The sequence below is a fragment of the Fructilactobacillus sp. X2R5C2 genome (assembly GCF_059901375.1).
Genome location: NZ_JBWXUX010000001.1, coordinates 22,449 through 44,752 on the forward strand (window position 1 = coordinate 22,449; position 22,304 = coordinate 44,752).

17 protein-coding genes and 1 tRNA gene are annotated in these 22,304 nt (G+C 38.9%); 3 read left to right on the forward strand and 15 right to left on the reverse strand.

The genetic code is table 11. The features are described 5' to 3' along the window. Positions 1–100: 100 nt before the first annotated feature. Positions 101–1,039, forward strand: coding sequence for a glycosyltransferase family 2 protein (locus AC6UD2_RS00105; RefSeq protein ID WP_039144717.1), 939 nt, complete (start codon positions 101–103; stop codon positions 1,037–1,039). 104 nt (positions 1,040–1,143) lie between these two features. Here the strand turns inward: AC6UD2_RS00105 and AC6UD2_RS00110 are convergent, their stop codons facing one another. The 7 genes from AC6UD2_RS00110 to AC6UD2_RS00140 all read right to left on the reverse strand — a co-directional run bounded on the left by AC6UD2_RS00110 (position 1,144) and on the right by AC6UD2_RS00140 (position 7,884). Beyond that, on the reverse strand, positions 1,144–2,505 hold the full coding sequence (locus tag AC6UD2_RS00110) for a gluconate:H+ symporter (protein WP_039144801.1): 1,362 nt from the start codon (positions 2,503–2,505) through the stop codon (positions 1,144–1,146). Positions 2,506–2,637: 132 nt separating this feature from the next. Further along, a complete protein-coding gene (locus AC6UD2_RS00115; protein ID WP_500697636.1) occupies positions 2,638–3,525 on the reverse strand; it encodes a GRP family sugar transporter in 888 nt (295 codons plus the stop codon). Between the two features lie 140 nt (positions 3,526–3,665). Then, positions 3,666–4,553, reverse strand: coding sequence for a GRP family sugar transporter (locus AC6UD2_RS00120; protein WP_039144723.1), 888 nt, complete (start codon positions 4,551–4,553; stop codon positions 3,666–3,668). 139 nt (positions 4,554–4,692) lie between these two features. Next, positions 4,693–4,765: transfer RNA gene (locus AC6UD2_RS00125), tRNA-Arg, on the reverse strand. Positions 4,766–4,814: 49 nt separating this feature from the next. Beyond that, positions 4,815–6,083: a DEAD/DEAH box helicase gene (locus AC6UD2_RS00130; RefSeq protein WP_500697637.1), complete on the reverse strand. Its 1,269-nt coding sequence runs from the start codon at positions 6,081–6,083 to the stop codon at positions 4,815–4,817. A gap of 9 nt (positions 6,084–6,092) precedes the next feature. Beyond that, positions 6,093–7,079, reverse strand: a complete 987-nt coding sequence (locus AC6UD2_RS00135; RefSeq protein WP_500697638.1) for a Gfo/Idh/MocA family protein — start codon at positions 7,077–7,079, stop codon at positions 6,093–6,095. After that, complete coding sequence (locus tag AC6UD2_RS00140; RefSeq protein ID WP_500697639.1) at positions 7,072–7,884, reverse strand: GH25 family lysozyme; 813 nt, start codon at positions 7,882–7,884, stop codon at positions 7,072–7,074. The genes AC6UD2_RS00135 and AC6UD2_RS00140 overlap by 8 nt, the downstream gene beginning before the upstream one ends. 204 nt (positions 7,885–8,088) lie before the next feature. On the opposite strand from AC6UD2_RS00140, the gene gntK reads away from it, so the two are divergent. Together gntK and AC6UD2_RS00150 are read left to right on the forward strand one after the other, a co-directional pair. Next, the gene (gene gntK, locus AC6UD2_RS00145) at positions 8,089–9,654 is read left to right on the forward strand and encodes a gluconokinase (RefSeq protein WP_039144732.1); all 1,566 of its coding nucleotides are present in this window, start codon (positions 8,089–8,091) and stop codon (positions 9,652–9,654) included. 111 nt (positions 9,655–9,765) lie between these two features. After that, positions 9,766–11,103: an APC family permease gene (locus tag AC6UD2_RS00150; RefSeq protein WP_039144734.1), complete on the forward strand. Its 1,338-nt coding sequence runs from the start codon at positions 9,766–9,768 to the stop codon at positions 11,101–11,103. A gap of 38 nt (positions 11,104–11,141) precedes the next feature. Here the strand turns inward: AC6UD2_RS00150 and rlmD are convergent, their stop codons facing one another. The 8 genes from rlmD to pcrA are packed head-to-tail and all read right to left on the reverse strand — an operon-like array spanning position 11,142 to position 22,248. Further along, positions 11,142–12,518 carry a 23S rRNA (uracil(1939)-C(5))-methyltransferase RlmD gene (rlmD, locus tag AC6UD2_RS00155; protein WP_500697640.1) on the reverse strand — a complete coding sequence of 459 codons (1,377 nt, stop codon included), beginning with the start codon at positions 12,516–12,518 and terminating at the stop codon, positions 11,142–11,144. Positions 12,519–12,560: 42 nt separating this feature from the next. Then, the gene (locus AC6UD2_RS00160; protein WP_500697641.1) at positions 12,561–13,580 is read right to left on the reverse strand and encodes a diacylglycerol kinase; all 1,020 of its coding nucleotides are present in this window, start codon (positions 13,578–13,580) and stop codon (positions 12,561–12,563) included. Between the two features lie 12 nt (positions 13,581–13,592). Continuing rightward, positions 13,593–15,014, reverse strand: a complete 1,422-nt coding sequence (gatB, locus tag AC6UD2_RS00165) for an Asp-tRNA(Asn)/Glu-tRNA(Gln) amidotransferase subunit GatB (RefSeq protein WP_500697642.1) — start codon at positions 15,012–15,014, stop codon at positions 13,593–13,595. A gap of 2 nt (positions 15,015–15,016) precedes the next feature. Next, positions 15,017–16,471 (reverse strand): Asp-tRNA(Asn)/Glu-tRNA(Gln) amidotransferase subunit GatA, encoded by a 1,455-nt coding sequence (gene gatA / locus AC6UD2_RS00170; RefSeq protein ID WP_500697643.1) that lies wholly within the window; start codon positions 16,469–16,471, stop codon positions 15,017–15,019. Beyond that, on the reverse strand, positions 16,471–16,779 hold the full coding sequence (gatC, locus tag AC6UD2_RS00175) for an Asp-tRNA(Asn)/Glu-tRNA(Gln) amidotransferase subunit GatC (protein WP_500697644.1): 309 nt from the start codon (positions 16,777–16,779) through the stop codon (positions 16,471–16,473). The genes gatA and gatC overlap by 1 nt, the downstream gene beginning before the upstream one ends. A 23-nt stretch (positions 16,780–16,802) precedes the next feature. Beyond that, positions 16,803–17,963, reverse strand: coding sequence for a CamS family sex pheromone protein (locus tag AC6UD2_RS00180; RefSeq protein ID WP_010022768.1), 1,161 nt, complete (start codon positions 17,961–17,963; stop codon positions 16,803–16,805). Continuing rightward, complete coding sequence (gene ligA / locus AC6UD2_RS00185; RefSeq protein WP_039144807.1) at positions 17,941–19,956, reverse strand: NAD-dependent DNA ligase LigA; 2,016 nt, start codon at positions 19,954–19,956, stop codon at positions 17,941–17,943. Before ligA ends, AC6UD2_RS00180 begins: the two co-directional genes overlap by 23 nt. A 39-nt stretch (positions 19,957–19,995) precedes the next feature. Further along, the gene (gene pcrA / locus AC6UD2_RS00190) at positions 19,996–22,248 is read right to left on the reverse strand and encodes a DNA helicase PcrA (protein ID WP_500697645.1); all 2,253 of its coding nucleotides are present in this window, start codon (positions 22,246–22,248) and stop codon (positions 19,996–19,998) included. Positions 22,249–22,304 lie beyond the last annotated feature (56 nt).

The window sequence follows — 22,304 nt, forward strand, 5'->3', positions numbered from 1 at the left end:
TATCCTAATTAATGATAAAATGATAATAATCAATCTGTAAATAATTGGTAACATTTCTTTGTAAAAGTTTTAATTGCCAAGTACTAAGGAGTAATTAATTTTGGAAAAAATTAGTCTAATTGTTCCTTGTTATAACGAACAAGAATCAATTGAACTTTTCTACAAAACGGTAGAAAAAGTTTTTGCACAAATGAATAAAAATGAAAAGAAGTATGAACCTGACTACCTTTTCGTAAATGACGGCTCGAGTGACGATACTTTTAAGATCATTAAGAACCTCCACGAACAGCACCCCGATACGGTTCACTTCATCTCCTTTTCAAGAAACTTTGGAAAAGAAGCTGGGATGGCTGCTGGACTTAGAAATGCCAAGGGTGACTACGTTGCTCTTATGGATGTTGATCTTCAGGATCCGCCGGCCCTACTTCCCAAAATGCTCCATATTATCCAAACAGAGGATTATGACTGTGTTGGCTGCATCCAAACTAGTAGAAAACAAAACCCGGTAAGAGCGTTTTGTTCCTCAATGTTCTACAAAGTAATTGATAAAATGTCGGACGTTCAGATTAAGCCAAATGTTCGTGATTACCGTCTAATGTCACGTCGTTATGTAGACGCCGTTAACGAACTAACGGAATATAATCGTTTCTCAAAAGGCATTTTTGCTTGGGTTGGTTTTAACACCAAGTACTTAAAATACCAAGGTGTTCCTCGGGCAGCTGGAGAAACCCACTGGTCTTTTTCCCAGTTAGTAGAATACTCCATGGAAGGAATTATCGATTTTTCTGATGCTCCCCTTACGTTTGCGACCTATGTGGGTGTAATCTCATTTTTGATTTCATTAATCGGAATTGCCTTTGTAGTTATTAGGGCATTATTCTTCGGTGGTGCCGTTGCTGGGTGGCCTTCACTTGTTTCAATCATTCTTTTAATCGGTGGTATCCAACTTTTCTGTCTAGGAATTTTAGGAAAATACATCGGAAAGATTTACTTAGAAACCAAACACCGTCCGCAATACATTATTAAAGACGAAGCTTAATTAAAAAACTGAGACCGTTTATTGCGATCTCAGTTTTTTTGCCTCAAAATATCAAAAAAAGCACCTCACATTCAGTGAAGTGCTTTTTAGTTATTTAATTATGGTCAGAATAACCCTAGAATGGCATTCAAAATTAGAACCATTATCAGTCCCACAATCGAAATCAGTGTTTCTAGAACCGTCCATATTGAGAAAGTTTGTTTCATGGTTAAATCAAAGTACTCTTTGAACATCCAGAATCCAGCATCATTAACGTGTGATGCGGCCAGTGAACCGGCACCAATGGCTAATGCCATCATTACTGGGTTAACGTTCAAAGAAGCCATTAGTGGCATAACTAGTCCAGCGGCAGTCATTCCGGCAACGGTAGCGGATCCTAGTGAAACTCGAAGGATAACAGCCACTAACCAACCAAGGATGATTGGAGATAATGAGGAGTGCATCATGATGTTCTTAACAGCATCACCAACACCACCATCAATTAAGACTTGTTTGAAGGCTCCACCACCACCAATAACTAATAGAAGCATTGCAATGGATTTAACGGAAGCTTCAATACTCTTAGAAACATCACTCATTTTCTTACCACGATGGAAGCCCATTGACCAAATGGCAAATACTAAAGCAATTACCATGGCAATCATTGGGTTACCTAACATCGAGATCACAGCGTCAAATCCAGATGGCTTGGCAACGGCCTTTCCACCATGGAAAATCAACTGATAAATAGTGTTAACAGCCATGAAAATAGCTGGTAACAATGAAGTTAATACAGAAAGACCGAAACTAGGAGTTTCGTCTAATTTGTATTCCTTAACTTCACCAAATGCTGGCAAACTCTTCTTAACTACGAAAGCACTAGGAACGAACTTCTTGGCAAATTTCGTAAATAAAGGACCAGCAATTAAAACAGCTGGAATGGCAACAATGATACCAAAGAGCAATACCTCACCAATGTTAGCACCTAAGGCTGTTGCAACAGCAGTTGGAGCAGGTTGTGGTGGTAAGAATCCTTGAGTTGCTGATAAAGCAGCAGCCATTGGAATTCCTAAGTAAACAAACGGTACGTCGGCTTCAAGTGCAACCGCGAAGACGATTGGGGTTAATAGCACCAATCCAACTTCGAAGAACAATGACATTCCGATAATGAACGAAGCAATTACGATGGCAATCTGTAATCGCTTCTTACCGAACTTATCGATCAGTGTCTTAGCAATTCGATAAGAACCACCAGAGTCAGAAACCAAACGACCGATCATTGCACCAAATCCGAAGACAATGGCCAATTCACCTAACGTACTTCCGATACCAGTCTTAATGGCATCAGCAATTGATGCTGGGTTCATTCCTAATCCAAGCGCAACCAAAATAGCTGTGATGATCAAAGAAACAAAAGTGTTTAACTTGAGTTTGATGATCATGAAAAGGAGAAGTGCGATTCCTAGAATCAACACTATGAAGGGCATGTATGACATTTCTTTTCCTCTTTCCAATTATTAAATTAAAACAATGATATAAATTAATTGTATACGTTTTCATAGCAGGTTTCAATACTTTCTTTTAAAAGTGAACATAAAAAAAGAGCTCCACGAGCCCTTTTATTTAATAAAACTAGTAATCACTCCACCAATAATGACACAAATCATTCCGATGGTAATGTAAACAAGTTCTTTTTTCGTCTTACGTTCATGAAGAAAGATAATGCCACCAAAGGTTGAGATTACCACACACATCTGTGAAATAGTAAATCCAGTTGCGACACCATTTAATTCAGTTGAAATCAAATAGGTTAAGGCACCAAAGCCAAATAAAAACCCACTTACAATGTTTTTGTAAGTTGCCGCTTGTTTAAAAGGATTCACTTTTGTCCTGAATGAGGTAAAGGCTACAAAGACGGTCCCCATAATGACCATCCCAATGGTTTGGGGTAAGAAAGCCGACCAACCGTTGGTGTTAGCTAACTTCGGAAATGATGAATAACCCATATAACCAAAAGTTCCAATTACTAACACCAAAATTCCCTTTCGGATACTTGCCCTTTGTTGCTCTGCTTGAGTCTGAGGTTCAGATGTCCCATCTTTTTTAGTGGTTAATAACACCCCAATGATAATCAAAAGAATGGAACCAAACCCAGCTATCTTCGGGATTAATCCAGCCCACTCACCAAAGACAATGACACCAACTATAGAATTACCAATCAGTTGCAAGCCCGTTGAGGCCGGCATGGTTAGTGATACTCCCATCATTGCAAAGGCCGTATACTGAGTGAATTGTCCCAGTGCCCAAGCCATTCCTGACAGCAAACACAACCAAAACACTTTTGAAGTGATCGTCGGTTGCTTAATGAGATAAACAACCACCGCGATTATAATGGCTCCATATGTAGTCCCCATTAACTGGTTAATGGGTTTCCCACCCATTTTGCCAGTTGAAATTGGCAGAACTCCCCAAGCAATTGCGGGCAGCAATGCAATTAAAATATTCAAACCTGATTCCTCCATTTAATAAAGATTTTTATCACAAACTGCAATACATTCAGTGTACTATTTCATCAATTAATTGAATACCATCATTAGCAAAATAAAAAGAGACATTTAAAATGTCTCTTTTATTTGTGATCTTTAGTTTAAGCAAAACTAGTAATGATACCACCAAGAATGACACAAATCATTCCAAGGGTAACAAAGACCAATTCTTTCTTTGTCTTACGTTCATGGAGAATCACAATGCCACCAAAGGTTGAAATTACCACACACATCTGTGAAATGGTAAATCCAGTTGCGACACCATTTAATTCAGTTGAAATTAAGTAGAAGAAAGCACCAAATCCGAATAAGAAACCAGTAATGATGTTTTTGTAAGAAACGGCTTGCTTAAAGGGATTAACCTTTGTTTTGTATGCACTAATAATAACAAAGATGGTACCCATAATAACCATCCCAATGGTCTGGGGTAAAAATGCTGACCAACCGTTAGTATTGGCAACCCTTGGAAAGTCCGAGTAACCAATGTATCCAAACATCCCAATTACCAAAAGAATTAGTCCGTTACGGGTGTGCTGAGCGGCATTTTCTTCCGCTGTCTTCGGTTCATTATTGCCATTATCTTTTAAGGTTGTAAGTAAAACACCAACAATAATTAGGATAATGGATCCAAACCCAGCCAGCTTTGGAATCAATCCGGCCCATTCACCAAAGAAGATTACTCCGGTAACTGAAGTACCAACCAACTGCAAACCAGTTGAGATCGGCATGGTTCTCGATACCCCAATTTGAGTAAAGGCCATGTACTGAGTCATTTGACCCACAGCCCAAGCCATTCCAGAAAGTAAACACCACCAAAAGTCTTGCATGGTAATAACCGGTTGCTTAAAAATAAACACAAGTATGGCAATAATTAATGCACCATATGTAGTTCCCATCAATTGATTGATTGGCTTTCCACCAATTAAGCCAGTCGCAATAGGAAGAAAACCCCAACCTAGCGCTGGGAGTAAAGCAATCAAAATATTCAACGTAAATTCCCCCTAAATGTAAGTTTCTTTAACACACATATTATAATCGCGTATGAATGCAAAAATCAATCAATTAATTGTCACAATGGGAATTATGCCAACAAAAAACACTTCATCTTATGATGAAGTGTCAAATAAGTGACCCCACTCAGACTCGAACTGAGATCGACCGCTTAGGAGGCGGTTGCCCTATCCAGTTGTGCTATGGGGCCAAAACCATCTATTATTCTCTCACTAATAAAATATTTAGTAAAGAAGCAACTAATGATGGTTTTTATGATTACTTGGTTTTCCCTTATTTTTTTGTTTTCGTTTACGATGCTTATTCTTTTGGGGCTTCAGTTGGCTTTTTGCACTAATCTGCTTCTTTTTGATTTCCGCCTGCTGCTTAATTTCTTTTTGATGGGCTAACTGCGAATCATCAATGTGATCAACAATTTCCCCATTAAAATAATAAATGGGTTTTAAATCATACTCACTATCTTCCAAAACATGTTTCAAATCCCGCAGATCATGGTCATCCCCAAAATTAATTACTAAGCCAGGTTCACCCATCCGTCCGGTTCGTCCCACTCGATGAATATAAACGTTCTTTTCGCTAGGCAAATCGTAATTAATGACCGCTGGCAATTTAGCAATATCAAGGCCACGAGCCGCTACATCAGTCGTTAACAAGAGCTTAATTCGACCTAATCGAAAATCATCTAAAGCCTTTTTTCGACTCTGTTTATTTTCACCAGAGGTTAACTTTTGAACCCTAGAATTACCTTCATGCTTAAAAAAGTTATAAGCCCGATTAAGGGTTTCAGTCTGGTTAAAAAATACCAATGCTTTAAAACCCTGCATTTTAGAAAGACGATTCAACATTTCATTTCGCTTGGCACGTGAGATCTGAAATAGTCCATGGGTCACTTTTCCCCTCGTCTTATCAACATCTCTGACATCAATAATATCGGCATCCTTGCCCATTTTTTCCTTTAGATGATACAAAACATCGGTAGCTGTAGCGGAAAAGTATGCTACTTGAGCATCCCTTGGAACTGAGGCAACAATGTTTTTGACCTGGTCCAGTGAAGTATCATTTAACAAGTCGTCAGCTTCATCAACAACTACGGTGTCAACTTCACTTACCTTTAATTTTTGTTCGTTAATCAAACTGAGAATCCGTCCAGGTGTTCCAACCACAATCTCAGGATGCTTTTTCAGCTGTTCTTGCTGCCGTTTTACGTTTGCTCCACCAATTAGTGGCAATATTTTAACTTTAAAAGCGACCGCCCAGTCCCGAATTACGTTTGCAACTTGCATCGCTAATTCTTGGGTGGGCTCAATTACTATTACCTGAGTTCCACTACCAGGCATTGAATTGGCTAAAATGGGCATCGTAAAAGCCACGGTCTTTCCAGATCCAGTTGGAGAAAGAGCAACGATGTCATTTTCTCCCTCAATCATTGGTTGGTAAACTGCCTTCTGAATCGGAGTTTGTTCTTGATATCCTAATTTTTCAAAACGTTTTACAAATTGTTCCAGCACGTTACTCTCCTATTTTAAGTATTCAATTCCAGCACTATCAGCAAGTCGACCCATTAAAGCATTAACTTTTTGCATGACGTTCAATCCATCGACATACTGGTCCTCATAAACTGGATTCCCTGGATGATTAATTATCTCAGCAAAGTCATTTGCTTCAGGAATCATGGGATTATCGGTATATGTCGGTGCAATTTGACTTTCTCTTCCCTCGTTCATCAATTTGGCCTCAGTAAAATCACCAGCACTATCAATTAAGATGGTTTGTCTTCCACAATAGATCTCTGATTGCTGATAGGAAGTCGTCACTTTACTAAAGTTAAGGGTGACGTTAAAAGTGCCATAGTTCAATACCGCAACTCCACCACCATCTGCTCCAGTGGAAATAAACTTAGGATAATACATCTGGGTGCGTGGCAAACCAAACAATGCAACCGTGTCATAAACAGGATACACACCCAAGTCTTCGAGTGCTCCACCACCAAATTTCAGGTTGAAAACATTTGGAATTTCACCATTTAGAACCTTATCATACCGTGATGAATACTTACTGTAAGTGAATTCTGCCCCGTCAATTTCAATATCATCAATTTGATCTTGAACAGCTTTAAAAGCTGGCATATGAACATTGCGAGCAGCTTCCATCAAACGTGCCTTGGGATGCTTCTTTAAAGTATCCATTGCAGATTGAAATTGATAAGGTCCAATAAAGGCTGGCTTCTCTACGATGACATTTTTATCATGTTTAAGTGCCGCGATTACCTGTTGATAATGAATGGCATTCGGTGAAGCAATATAAACCGTATCAAATTTATTTGATTCAAAAAAAACTTGAAGATCATCAAATAAGTTATCACAGTCATTCGGCTGAGCAAACTGACGTGCTGTATCTAATTTTCTTGAATAAACGGCATTTAACTTGTATTTTCCCGTGCTAGCCGCAGCATCAATAAATTTTTGGGTGATCCAATTGGTTCCAATTACTCCTAAATTAATCATTAAAGTTCTCCCATTGCATTTCTTCGTTATTCATTATATTTACCTGACCAAGGTACTGATTCCATTGCTTTTGATTCCCATTAAAAGCCACTGAATCAAAACTGCCCCTTTGGCCATCAATCGTTAAATGATCAGATGAATCCATGTTAACAAACCGGACATGTGCATCCTTTGAATCGTCCTCACTATTTAACCAAAAAGCTGTATGGGGAATGGACTTAAATTCCTGGTACATCCCCTCATTAGTATTAATAATAACAGGTCGACTGTATCTCCGGTACAAAAATTGCACTAACTCATTAATTCGCTGTTTTTGTTGCTTGAAATTGACGTTCTTTTCACTGTACGGATAATAATACTGGACTTGAATCACGATAGGCAAAGTCCCCGTATTGTCCTTAACTTGGGTTACGAAGTTATTTTCTTGGTCTTTAATACTACTTTTAAATCCATAAGTATGATAGACACCGATTTTTAAACCCGATCCTTGACTCCGATTGTAGTTATTATCAAAGTTATCATCTGCAAAGCTAGCTCCCTGAGTTGAGCGAATGTATACGAACTTCTGGTCCTTTTGTTTCAGGGCAGTAAAATCGACGTAACCATCATCTTGATCAATCATGACACCTTGAACGGGATATCTCCTTAACAACATCTCACGGTTATGATTCTTATTGATGAAGTACATCCCAACGGAGAAAATGATAACTAACACCAAAGTGATTCCAAGTCCAATTAAGCCCCATTTGGTTAACTTCTCTTTTCTTATTTTTTTTCGAAGGTCAGCCCGATTAATCTCAGCCATTTGTACTCCCAGATCAATTCTTATGATTAGTATAATTACAGTTTAATATTATCACTATTTACCGATATTCGCTTGAATTCAAACGTTGATTTCAATATAATGAAAGCGTTATAGGTAGTATAATTTTTTTACTCGATCACTTGATAAAGTTGGCACAGAATCCGCCACAAAGTGTATCAACTAGCATGGAAGGGAAAGATTATAATGGAAAACGTAATTGGTGTCGACATTGGAACTACAAGTGTCAAGACCGTTTTATACGATGAGAAAGGTAAAGTTAAGGGTTATTCAAACGACGGATATACTTTGTATCAAGATACTGCAGATATGGCCGAAGAAGATCCCGAGGAAATTTTTTCTGCGATGATTCAAGGTTTACAGAATGTCCTCAAAAAAGTTGATCCTAAAAAGGACACACTAAAAGGGATTTCGTACTCATGTGCAATGCATAGTTTAATTTTATTGGATGAAAATCACAAACCATTAACTCGTGCAATTACCTGGGCCGATAATCGTGCCGTTGATTATTCAGAGGAATTAAAAAAGAATGGCATTGGGATGGAATTATATAAAAAGACTGGTGTTCCCACTCATCCAATGAGTCCACTCGTTAAATCCATCTGGCTCAGAAATGAAAAGCCTGAATTATTCAAGAAAGCTCGTTATTTTGTTGGTGTTAAAGAATACATCAACTACAAGTTATTTGGTGTTTTAAAGGAAGACTATTCAATTGCTAACGCAACTGGATTATTTAATATTTTTGATATGGACTGGGACGATGAAGCTTTAAAGGTCGCAGGAATCAAACGTGACCAACTCCCAGAATTAGTTGATACCACCTACCAACTTAAGGGTCTCAACGAAAAATACGCTCAAATGATTGGAATCGATAAAGATACTCCATTTGTAATTGGAGCTTCCGATGGTCCATTAGCTAACTTAGGTGTTGATGCTATCAAACCTGGAGTTGTTGCCGTCACCATTGGTACATCTGGTGCCGTTCGGGTTGTCACTGATAAGCCAAGAATTGATCCTAAAGGAAGAGTCTTTTGTTACTACCTTGCTAAGAACATGTGGGTAGTTGGCGGACCCGTTAATAACGGTGGAATTGTCTTCCGTTGGGTTCGTGATCAGTTGTGCTTACCAGAAAAAGTTACTGCTGAACAAATGAACATTGACGCTTACGATCTTTTGACTGAAATTGCTTCTAAGATTCCAGCCGGATCAGAAGGATTAATCTTCTTACCATTCTTAGGTGGTGAAAGAGCCCCAATTTGGGATGCTGATGCACGTGGAACCTACTTTGGCTTGACCAGAAAACACACCCGTGCTCATATGATTAGAGCAGCTCTTGAAGGGATTGTTTACAACCTCTACACGGTTATGTTGGCCCTTGAAGAAGTGGTTGGTGAGCCAAAGAGTATTCAAGCAACTGGTGGATTTGCTCGTTCAGAGTTATGGCGTCAAATGTTAGCTGACATCTTTGAACAAGATGTTAACATTCCCGAAAGTTTTGAAGGGACTGCCCTTGGTGCCGCTACCCTTGGAATGTACAGTCTTGGCATGATTAACAGTCTTTATGATGTTAGCCAATTTGTTGGTGTTACTAACACTCACAAGCCAAATCCAAAGAATTACAAAGCTTACCGTGAATTAATTCCAATTTACATTCGATTAAGTCGTCACCTTCAACCAGAATACAAGAACATCGCTAACTATCAGCGTGAACATGAAAATGATTGGAAAACTGGTCCTAAAGACGAAGACTAATTAAAAATTATTGAAGCATCCTTTTTGGATGCTTTTTTATTTCTCTTTATGTACTGACTTCAATATAACTGCATGATATAATTAATCATTACGCAAAAAGGAGTGAAGCATATGCCTCAAAGCAACTTAAAGAAAAACATTGGAATTGGTGCAGCTCTCTCAACCGTCATGGGAACCGTAATTGGAGCAGGAGTCTTCTTCAAAACCGCTAGTGTAGTAGCGAATACTCATTCAGTCACTCTCACAATTCTAGCTTGGATCATTGGTGGACTATTAACCATTTGTGGTGGACTAACCGTTTCAGAGTTAGCCGCTGCCATTCCCAAAACTGGTGGAACCATTCAATACTTAAAGTACACTTATGGGCCTCTAACCGGTTTCTTACTAGGATGGGCCGAAATGCTAGTCTATTTTCCAGCCAACCTAGCTGCCCTCTCGATTGTCTTTTCCACCCAACTCATTAATCTGTTTCACCTATCAGCTTCTTTATCAATTACCATTGCAATCATTTGTGCTTTGAGCATTACGGTAATTAACCTCTTAGGTTCTAAAATAGCGGGAAGTGTTCAATCGCTAACTCTAATTGTTAAATTGATTCCGATTTTCATCATTGTAATTGCCGGTTTACTCCTACCTGGCCACGTTGATGTCTCATTCTGGCCGCCGATGCCAAGCAATGGATCTGGCAACTTACTAACCGCGTTTGGTGGTGGACTATTAGCTACCATGTTTGCTTATGATGGTTGGATCAACATCGGAAGTATCGCCGGAGAAATGAAAAATCCCCAAAAAGATCTACCTAAAGCAATCATTTTGGGACTAACGTTCATCATGATTATATACGTTTTAGTTAACTGGGTCTTTTTGAAAAATATGCCTTTGAATCAAATTGCTGGTAACCAAAACACCGCTTATGAAGTTGCTATGAAATTATTTGGTGGAATTGGTGGAAAATTAGTTACAATTGGAATTTTAATTTCTGTTTATGGTGCCATGAACGGCTACATTCTAACGGGAATTCGAGTCCCATACGCAATGGCAAAAGACGATCAACTCCCATTTAGTAAGTACTTTGCTCGATTGTCTAAGCACACGGCAGCTCCATATGTCTCAGGATTATTCATGTTTGCTGTGGCGGTAGTCATGATTTTCATGGGCAGTTTCGACATGCTAACCGATATGTTAGTGTTCGTGATGTGGATCTTTAATTGCCTCCTGTTCGTTGCTTTGTTTATCCTCAGAAAACGAGAACCTGAATTAGTTCGTCCATACAAAGTTCCCTGGTATCCAGTGGTCCCAATTATCGCTCTTGTTGGTGGTGTATTTATCTTAATCTCAACGATTCTTACCCAAACCACTTTAGCCATTATTGGAATTATTGCCACTCTGATAGGTATTCCCATCTATTATGGACACAAGATGATGAAAAAAACTTCAACTGAAAAGTAAAAAAAATAATCTAGGAAAAATTTTTCCTAGATTATTTTTTATTTACCTCGTTCTAGTACGGTCACGCTTTCAACGTGAGGTGTCTGTGGAAACTGATCAACTGGTTGAACGGGTTGTTTAATCTCATAACCACCATTGATCAATGCCTGACAGTCTCTTACCAGAGTAGCAGGATTACACGATACATAAACCAGTCGCTCTGGCTTCATTTCTAAGACGCTTTCGATAAAAGTAGGGTCAATTCCCTTGCGTGGAGGATCAACTACTACAACGTTTGGTCTAATCCCCTCGTCAGCCCACTTCTTCATTTGATCTTCTGCCTTAGCAATCACAAAGGTAGCATTATCAATCTGATTCAATTTAGCATTCTTTCTAGCATCCTCGATTGCCTCAGAAACAACGTCTACCCCATAAACATGCTTCACCTTAGGTGCCATGGCCAAGGAAATGGTTCCAATCCCACAGTAAGCATCAACAACTACGTCATCTTTTGATAACTGGGCTTTGTCAATGGCTAATGAGTAGAGCTTTTCGGTTTGAATTGGATTAACTTGATAAAATGACATTGGTGAAATCAAGAATTTGGTATCTAATAATTCATCTTCAATGTAAGCTTTTCCTGCCAACAAAACATTCTTATCCCCCATCAAACGATTTCCGTGGGAATCATTAACGTTCTGGATTAGGCTATCCAAGTCTGGTAGTTTGCTTTGAATTGCTTTAATAATGTCTTCTTTATGAGGAAGGTTCTTACCATTAGTAACTAAAACGACCATCATTTCATGAGTAGCTCGTCCATAGCGAACCATGATATTTCGAATGCAGCCCTTATGAGTAACTTCATTGTACGCACTGACATGATAATCTCTTAAAATATCACGAACTTTAATAATGGCCTCATCGATATGCGGATCCTGAATGTAAAAGTCCTCAATTGGAATTAAATCATGACTATGGCGGCGATAGAAACCAGTTTCCAACTTACCATTAATTTTTCGAACCGGGATCTGAGCCTTATTACGATACTTCGATGGATTATCCATTCCAATCGTTGGTGCCACTTGAACGTCCAGATGAGCCTTGTTAAATAACTCTTTAATCTGATGTTGTTTAAACTCTAACTGTTTAGGATAAGCAAGATGCTGTAATGGAGCAATCCCAGACTGTGTAAAGCGTCGATCAATTGCCTGAACTCGATCTGGACTAGCTTTAATGATCTTTTCCAATTTTCCAAAGGCAAAATTCTTCTTAACTTTAAGAATCTTCACTTGGACTCTTTCCCCTGGTAGAGCATCTTCAATAAAAATAGGAAAATCAGAAACCTTAGCGACTCCCATCCCTTGATAAGTTAGATCGATCACATCGACTTCTAATTCCTCATTTTTCTGTACTGGGGCTTCCCTTTTAATCCTCATTTGTTCTCCTTACTAAAAAGTTTTGCCGAATCCCGGCAAAACTTATTTTTCACTATCTGATGGAAGTTCATCAACCTTTTTGACAAACTTCTTTTCAGCATTTTTTACCTGAGGAGCCACACTAGATGACTCACTAATGTCGTCCGTCTTAAGATTAGAGTAAATACTAATCCGTTGCTTTAAATCAACAAACTTCATCGGTGCATCTCCACCATACTCTCCATCAAGGTTAATCTGAAGACGGCTTTCATCCTCAGGAAATGCTTCAAACGTATTGGTCTTCTTGTATATGATTCTTGGATCATCAATGTGTCGACCACCATTAAAAGCTTTCGCAATTAGTTGTAACATCTCAACCAAATTGCCAGTTTTAACAATGATCATGGTAAATTTACCATCATCCATGGCCGCATTGGGGACAATTTGTTCGAAACCGCCCACTGAATTAGTCATAGCTAAAAAAAACATTGATGCTTTTCCACGATATTCTCCACCATCGTACTTTAAATGCATTGGAACTGGTTTAACGTTAGGCAACATTTCTGCTCCCTTTACCAAGTATGCTAAATAACCAAAAATGGTTTTTAAATCAGACGGAACGTTATAAGTGAGTTCTGTCATAAAGCCACCAGCCGCAATGTTAATGAAATAATTAGTAATCTCATCATTGTAGGCTTTGCCAACATCCATTTTTGAAACGTTACCATTAGTGATCACCCGAGCTGCTTCCACATAATCATCTCTTGGAATGTGTAATGCCCGTGCAAAATCATTGGTGGTTCCAGCTGGAATAATCCCTAATTCTGGTCGATAGTCAAGGGGAGCAATTCCATTAATTACTTCGTTAATGGTGCCATCTCCACCAGCCGCTACGATGAGGTCAAATCCTTCCTTTGAAGCACGGGTCGCTTCATCTCGAGCTGAATGTGGTTTTGGCGTAGTCGCAAAAGCACTGGCTTCATATCCACCATTTTCCAAAACATTTAAAATATTAACCAACTGCGGTTTTAACATTTCACGTCCAGACGTTGGATTGTAGATTACTCGTGCTTTTTTGACCATTCTTACCTCACCTTATTTATCTAAAGAACCTTTCAATAATTTGTTTACAACTTGTGGATTAGCTTGTCCATGCGTTTGCTTCATAATTTGTCCAACCAAGTACCCTACGGCACGATCCTTACCATTATGATAGTCATCAACAGATTGTTGATTATCATTTAAAACACCATCGATAATTGGCTGCAACTTTTTCGGATCAGATAGTTGAACCAATCCCTTTTCTTCAACGAATTGCTTAGGGTCTTTCCCCTTCGTAACCGCCTTGAAAACTTTTTTGGCCATTTTACTTGAGATGGTATCATCCATAATCATTTTGATCATTGTTGCCATTGCTTCAGGAGTAATTTTAGTGTCTTCCAAATTAGTCTGATTATCATTTAAGTAAGCATTAACGTTATCCTGAAGGTAGTTAGCTGCTAACTTTGGATCAGCACCCAATTCAACCATTTTATCATAAAAATCAGACATTTCTTTCGTCTGAGTGATAACCATCGCATCGTAGTCAGTGATGCCAAGTTGATTAACGTAACGATCACGACGATTGGCTGGCATCTCTGGCATTGAATCTTTTAATTCATCAATCCATTCATCTGAAATACTTAAAGTTGGTAAATCTGGCTCTGGGAAGTAACGATAATCATCTTTACCTTCCTTAACTCGCATTAACTCTGTTTTACCATTTGTTTCATCAAATCGTCTGGTCTCAGAATTAATCTCACCGCCAGCCATTAGAACCTGTTGTTGTCGTTGTTCTTCGTATTCAAGTGCTTTCTTTACATAATTAAACGAATTCAGGTTCTTTAATTCGACTTTTTGACCTAATTTCTTACTTCCAATGGGACGAATTGAAACGTTAACGTCAACTCGCATTGATCCTTCTTCCATTTTCACATCAGAAATTCCTGTGAATTGGATTCGTTGTCTTAATCCTTCCAGATAATCATATGCTTGTTGGGGAGTAGACATATCTGGTTTTGAAACAATTTCAATTAACGGAGTTCCCTGACGGTTCAGATCAACGTAAGAATATTTTTGTTCATGAGTATTCTTACCGGCATCTTCCTCAATGTGCATTTCTTCAATCCCAATTTTCTTCTTCCCATTCTTGGTATCAACCTCAATCCAACCATCTCTGGCAGTAGGCGTATCATTCTGGGTTACCTGGTAACCCTTGGGATTATCGGGATAGAAGTAGTTTTTTCGATCAAAATGAGGATGTCTTTCAATCTTCGCGTGTAAAGCCAAGGCTGCCGTAATTCCATCGGCAACCACTTGCTTGTTAACAACTGGAAGCGTTCCAGGATAACCCCAATCAATCACATTCGTATTACTATTTGGTTCATCCCCAAATTGGGCAGCTGATGGACTATAAATTTTTGAATTGGTTTTAAGTTCAATATGAACTTCTAGACCAATGGTAGTTTCAAAATTCATAATTATTTACCTCCCATCTTAGGTGTCTGTTTATGGAAATCAGTATTTTGTTCAAAAGCATATCCAGCTTTATAAATAGTACTTTCATCAAAGGGTTTCCCCATTAATTGCATTCCAACTGGTAAACTATTACTAAAACCAGCAATTTGTGACATCGCTGGAACCCCTGCCATGTTAGCAGGAATAGTTAAAATATCATTCATGTACATTTCAATTGGATCCTGATCTTCAACCCCAATGGTAAAGGCGGTAACTCGTGATGTTGGACTTAAAATTAAGTCATGGTCGGCAAAAACCTTTTTAAAATCATTAATGATCAAAGTCCGAATTTTAGCAGCTTGTTTGTAGTACTTGTCAACGTTGTCGTATGAAAGAGATAGTGTTCCTAACATGATTCGACGCTTAACCTCATCACCAAAACCTTCAGATCGGGATTTGATGTATAACTCATCTAATGTTTTTGCATCAGAAGCTCGATATCCATAACGAATTCCATCAAATCGCTCTAAGTTAGATGAAGCTTCGGCGGTCTGTAAAGCATTATATGCGGTAACCCCATACTTTGAATTAGGCATTGAGACCCAATCAACCTGAGCACCTAACTTTTTAAAGGTTTCAGCCGCATTTTGAATTGCCTCAGAAACATCTGGAGCTAGTTTATTGACGTATTCTTTAGGAATCCCGATTTTCATTCCCTTTACACCATCTTGAATGTGTTCGGTAAAATCAGGAACTTCCTTTTCAGAACTGGTAGAATCATGATCATCATGTCCCGAAATTGCATTTAACACTAACGCATTATCAAAAACATTTTTAGTTAAAGGACCAATTTGATCAAAACTAGATGCCATTGCGATCAATCCCCAACGGGAAACGCGACCGTAAGTTGGTTTCATTCCTACAATCCCCGTGAAGGAAGCAGGTTGTCTGATTGAACCACCGGTATCAGATCCAAGTGCAAATGGAACCTCTCCAGAAGCAACCGCTGCAGCTGAGCCACCAGATGAACCACCGGGCACCTTACTGTAATCCCATGGATTATGGGTAGTTTTAAAAGCGGAGTTTTCGGTTGAACTTCCCATTGCAAACTCATCCATGTTGGTTTTCCCAACGTTAATTGATCCTAGGTCTGAAAGTTTTTTAGCTACCGTAGCATCATAAATTGAGGTAAAATTTTTCAACATATTTGATGAAGCAGTGGTTGGCAGTTCTTTGGTAACGATGTTGTCCTTTAAAGCTAATGGAATTCCATCCAGGATATTATTAGCATCGATCCCACGTGCATCAACTGCTTTAGCATCTTCTAAGGCCCGATCATTTAAGTTATTAAAAGCGTCAATCTCTTGATCGGTAGCCTTAATGTTACTCAGAGTGCCCTTAACTAGATCAACAGCTGAAATTTCTTTGTTTACCAACATTTGATGAAGTGAGTTGAGGTCCTTGTTTAAATAATTCATTATTCATCCTCACTTTCATCAATAATTGCAGGAACTTTAATTAAACCATCAGAAGTATCAGGTGCATTCTTCAATAATGCATCTCGCTCGCCCCAATCCTCTGCGATATCTTTTCTAGTAATGTTGATTTGATCCGTTACGGTGTAGGTTGGCTCAACTCCAGTTGTATCCACCTTTTCCAGTGTATCCAACATTTTCAACAGATCATTTAATTGTTGGGTGAATTCAGGTAATTCTGCTTGTTTTAACTCAAGTTTAGCTAACCCAGCAATGTGTTGAGTTTGCTCTTCGGTAATTTTATCAGCCATTTTATCCCCTCTTTTACTAAATTTTAATAACTATTAAATACGTGCGAACTAAAGGTTTTCCCACCAGAGTTTCGATTCAAGAAGCTTTGGATTCCATCCGTTGATTTAACGGTAATGTCAATTGGCACGTTAGCAGGCAAATACTTCTGTGCCGCATTCTGTAGGTACTGAGTAAAGCTAATGATCTCAGTCTGACTATAGAATTGGGTCGTAATGTTAATGTGCATCCCTTGTAGTTGCTTCCCCTTATACTGAGCTTGAGCCGTAATTCCACTTAAGTTAGGGAAAAAGTTTTGAATTTGGGATTTAAATTGATTAAACGCCGATAAATCATTGGTATTAGGACCCTTTGAACCATCTGCAATTGGGAAAACGTACGATTTTTCATTAATGGGTTTCCATGAATTGACAGAGGTGGTGCCAGGATTATTAACAGACGAAGCAAAGAAATTACCACCCGTTAAACTATCATTGGGTGCTTGCTTGTACAAAGCAATGACGATGGGGATATTCTTTAACTCTTTATTCTGTCTCAAACGTTTAAGAATGGTATTAGCCATTTCTTTTCCTTGTTTTTCAACCACATCGTCTGGAATCTTTTGCTGATACTGACTCCCATATTTTTGTTTCGTGTAATAATAAACTGAATTAATTCCCAGCCCAATTGTCATGCCTTTCATGGTTGTTTTATTGCCATCAGGAACTAAGAAATCTTGTTCGTCAATCTGTTGAAGATACATTGGGGTAACTTTTCCCTTTTGCTGACTGGGATTAAGCCCCTCTGGATTTTGTTTCGACTTTCTATCAAGCCACTTTTCAGTTGTATCAGTAGATATATACTGACCCTCTTGAAAAACATATTTATTCGTCGAAAAATTTTGTTTAGAAATCCCAAGTAACCCATTCTGGAATCCCTTTAAATTAAATTGATTATCATTTTGTTGAATATCAACTCCACGTGATTTGCTGGTCTGATAATGACCATCTTTAATGACACCCTGGTAGTTCTTACCGCCGGCTTGACCGGTCAGCTGTGTATTCTTATTACTTGTAGTACCAGCGCTTTTATTATTACTGCTGCCACACGCTACTAGCAACAATGCACTGGCTGCCACCATTAAAATTACTTTTAAGCGTTTCAACTTAAACTCCTCCGCCTTCTTAACGATCTTTTTGCATTTCATCTTTAAAATGAGTTTCATCCCATACTGGAACCGAAAGAGACTGAGCTTTTGTTAACTTACTACCAGCATCCTCTCCTGCAATTACCAGGTCGGTATTTTTAGAAACACTACTCGTGACATCTGCTCCATGGTTCTCAAGCCATTCACTGGCTTGCCCTCTAGTCAAATCAACCATTTTTCCAGTTAATACAACTCGTTTACCATTGAAAAAGTTATCAGTTTGTACTGTGTCTTCATTATTTACATAGTCCATATTAACACCAACGCCAACAAGTTCGCCAATTAATTCTTTGCTGGCAGGATTTTCAAAATAAGTGTGCACACTATCAGCAATTACTTGACCAATGGTACCAATTGCTGCAATTTCATCAACGCTTGCATTCATTAAAGCATCCATTGTTTTAAAATGCGCTGCCATTAATCGGGCCGCTTTTGCTCCAACGTGTCTGATCCCTAATCCAAAGAGTAACCTTTCGAGTGAATTACTCCGGCTAGCATCAATTGATGAAAGCAAGTTATTAGCCGATTTATCACCAAACTTATCAAGCGTTAGAAGTTCATCATAGTTTAAACGATACAGGCTAGCCACGTCTGAAACCATCTTTTTATCAAACAACTGTTTTACAATTTTAGGACCCAGACCATCAATATCCATGGCGTTTCTAGAAGCAAAATGATTAATCTGTTCAACTAGCTGAGCCGGACACTTAGGATTAATGCAACGCAAAGCAACTTCTCCATCTAAGTGGACCAGCTTAGCGCCACAAGAGGGACACCGCTCTGGGATAACATATGGCTTAGAATCCTTGGGTCGTAAATCGGGCAGATACCGCTCAACTTCAGGAATAATGTCCCCTGCTTTATATAAGACGACCGTGTCGCCAACCCGTAAGTCCTTTTTCTCAATATAATCAGGATTATGAAGTGAAGCTCTGGCAACTGTTGTTCCAGCTAATTGCACTGGATTCATAATTGCCGTTGGAGTCACAACTCCGGTTCTTCCAACCGTCCATTCGATACGCAAAATTTTCGTATGAACTTCTTCTGGTGGAAACTTATAAGCGATGGCCCACTTAGGAACTTTAACCGTATGGCCAATCTCCATTTGGAGTGGAAGAGAATTGGTTTTAATCACAATTCCATCAATCCCAAAGGTCAAGTTATCCCTAGAAGCAGAATACTTTTTAATGTAATCATCAATTTGGTCCATGTTATCAGCCACTTGGTAATGCTCATTAATGGTAAAACCGAGTTCTTTCAATTCCTCTAAGAGGCCACTCTGAGTATCAGCCTTTAGATCGTCATAATTAGCAACGTTGTACATAAAAGTACTTAAATGACGCTCTTTAGTAACTTTTGGATCTAGCTGCCTAAGACTACCTGCAGCCGCATTTCTCGGATTAGCAAAAGTGGGTTTCCCATCGGCTTGACGTCGCTCGTTTAGCTTCAAGAAGGCTTCTTTTCCCATATAACATTCGCCCCGAACTTCGATATCAATTGGTCGACTTAGTTTTTTAGGAATTGAAGGAATGGTTTTCAGGTTTTCAGTGATATCTTCACCAATTTGTCCATTACCACGGGTTGATCCTTGAACAAAAACTCCGTGTTCATATCGCAAGGAGATGGCTAATCCATCAATTTTTAATTCACAATTGTACTGCTTGTCTTCTGGATAATTTTGTTTAAGGCGAATGACAAAATCCTTTAATTCCTGGGGTGAGAAAACATCTCCAAGGGAAAGCATTGGAATCTCATGATTAACCTTCGTAAATTCATTTGAGGTTGCACCCCCAACATGTTGGGTAGGTGAATCAGGAGTGACAATTGCGGGAAACTTAGACTCAAGATCCTGTAAACGAGCATAGTTTCGGTCATACTCAGCATCCTCTACGGTCGGCTGATCTTGTTCGTAGTATTGCTTTCCCCATTTAATTAACTTAGGTCTTAACTCAGCAGCTTCCTTTTTTGCTTCATCTTCATTCACTTGATCCATTGGAATCTTAAACAATTTAACCACTCCCTTACTCATTTATTAAATTTTTGATATTGGTGCAAAGGCCGCTAACAAACGCTTGATGCCTTTTTCTGGGAAGGCAATATCAAGTTCCATGTCTTCACCAGTTCCATTAATTTTGACAACTGTTCCAGTTCCCCATGCTTTATGCTTAACCTTATCGCCAATGTTCCAAACTTTCTTATCAGCTCCAGTTCCCTTAGGCTTCTCAACTCGCTGAGTCGGACGATGATAAGGTTCGCTGAAAGCCCGATTAGTTCTTCGATTATATTCACTACTCTTATCAAACGGCGTTTTCGGTCCAGTGGGGATGGAACTTTCATTATCGAGCACACTCGAATCAATCTCATCCATAAAGCGAGATTCAGGATTGTTTTGCATCCTACCATACAACATTCGTGAATACGCATTGGTCATATAGAGCTTCTTTTGCGCCCGAGTAATGCCAACATATGCTAATCGCCGTTCTTCCTCTAATTCATCTTCTTTTTCGGTTGCTCGACTCAGCGGGAAAATTCCCTCTTCCATCCCGACCATGAAAACAACCGGAAATTCTAGTCCTTTAGCAGCATGAAGGGTCATTAAGGTAACCTGTTTAGTTGACTCATCAACATCATCTTGTGCTGACACAAGCGCTAAATCAGCTAAAAAATCAGTCAATCGACTGTCACTATTACCCGTGTCCTCATCATACTTAATATCGGCATCCTTAGTAACCGAAAGAAACTCTTCGATATTCTCAATTCGGGTCTGTGATTCTAACGAATTGGTTTTCTTAAGGTCGGCCATATAGCCTGACTGATCTAAGATCGTCTGGGTAATTTCGGTCACCGACATATCTTTTTGCTTTGATTGAACATTTGCAATCACGTTTGCAAAGCTGGCAATGGCGTTTCTGGCACGACTAGGAAGATTGTTAGCTAAATTAACGTTTTTAGCAGCCTCTAACAGACTCCATCCGTTATCCCTGGCAAAATCTCTTAACTTTTCAACACTAGAATTACCAATTCCACGCTTAGGGACATTGATAACCCGTTCAAAGCTAAGGGAGTCGCTTGGATTAGCCACTAAAGTTAGGTAAGAAAGAATGTCACGAATTTCCTTTCGGTCGTAGAATTTATGACCCCCAACCATCGTATAAGGAATATTTGATTTCAAAAACGTCTCTTCAATCACCCGTGACTGCGCGTTAGTTCGATACAAAACGGCAAAATCATTATAAGAATAATGATTTTTCTGAACTTCTTCTTTAATCTTAGAAACCACATAGTGAGCTTCGCTAGCCTCGCTTTGAGCTCGATAGTATGTAACCTTATCGCCAGTTTCATTTTCGGTCCAAAGATTCTTATCCTTTCGCTCAGCATTGTTTTGAATAACGTCGTTTGCTGCACTCAAAATATTCTTAGTTGATCGATAATTTTGTTCCAATTTGACAACATGGGCATTTTTATAATCGTTCTCAAAATCCAAAATATTATTCATGTTAGCTCCACGCCATCCATAAATACTTTGATCAGCATCACCCACTACACATAGATTCTGGTACTTTTGTGCAAGCATTGACACTAATTTGTACTGGGCCTCGTTAGTATCCTGATATTCATCAACGTGAATATAATGAAATTTATCCTGATAATAGTTCAAAATCTCTGGGTACTGTTCAAATAATCTAATGGTTAACATGATTAGATCATCAAAATCAACTGCTTGATTTTCTTGAAGCCGCTTCTGATACTCTGCATAGACGTTGCCCACTACCTCTTCAAAGGGATTACTAGTAGAATGAGTCTTCTTGTAATCTCGAGGAGTTTGAAGGTTATTTTTAGCGTTTGAAATTGCTCCCAAGATAGCTCTTGGATCATTCTTCTTGGGATCTAAATCAAGATCCTTTAAAATTCGTTTCACAAGTGTTTTTTGTTCTCCAGAATCCGTAATTGAAAAAGCTCGATTGTACCCAAGCTTATCGATGTCTCTTCTTAGAATCCGCACTCCTAGAGCATGGAACGTTGAAACCCAAACGTCATCGCCGCCTACACCAAGTAATTTACTAACTCGTTCTTTCATTTCACGAGCAGCCTTATTGGTAAAGGTAATTGCCAAAATATTCCATGGCATTACCCCCTTTTCTTCAATCAGGTACGCAATTCGATGAGTCAAGACTCGCGTTTTTCCACTGCCTGCTCCTGCCATAATCAAAAGCGGACCTTCCGTTTGCTCTACAGCTTCTTGTTGCTTATCATTCATCGTTTTTAATAGGTCTGTTTTTGACACTTCAACCAATCCTCTCGCTTAATAAATCCATAATTAATTATATCAAAATAGAGCCG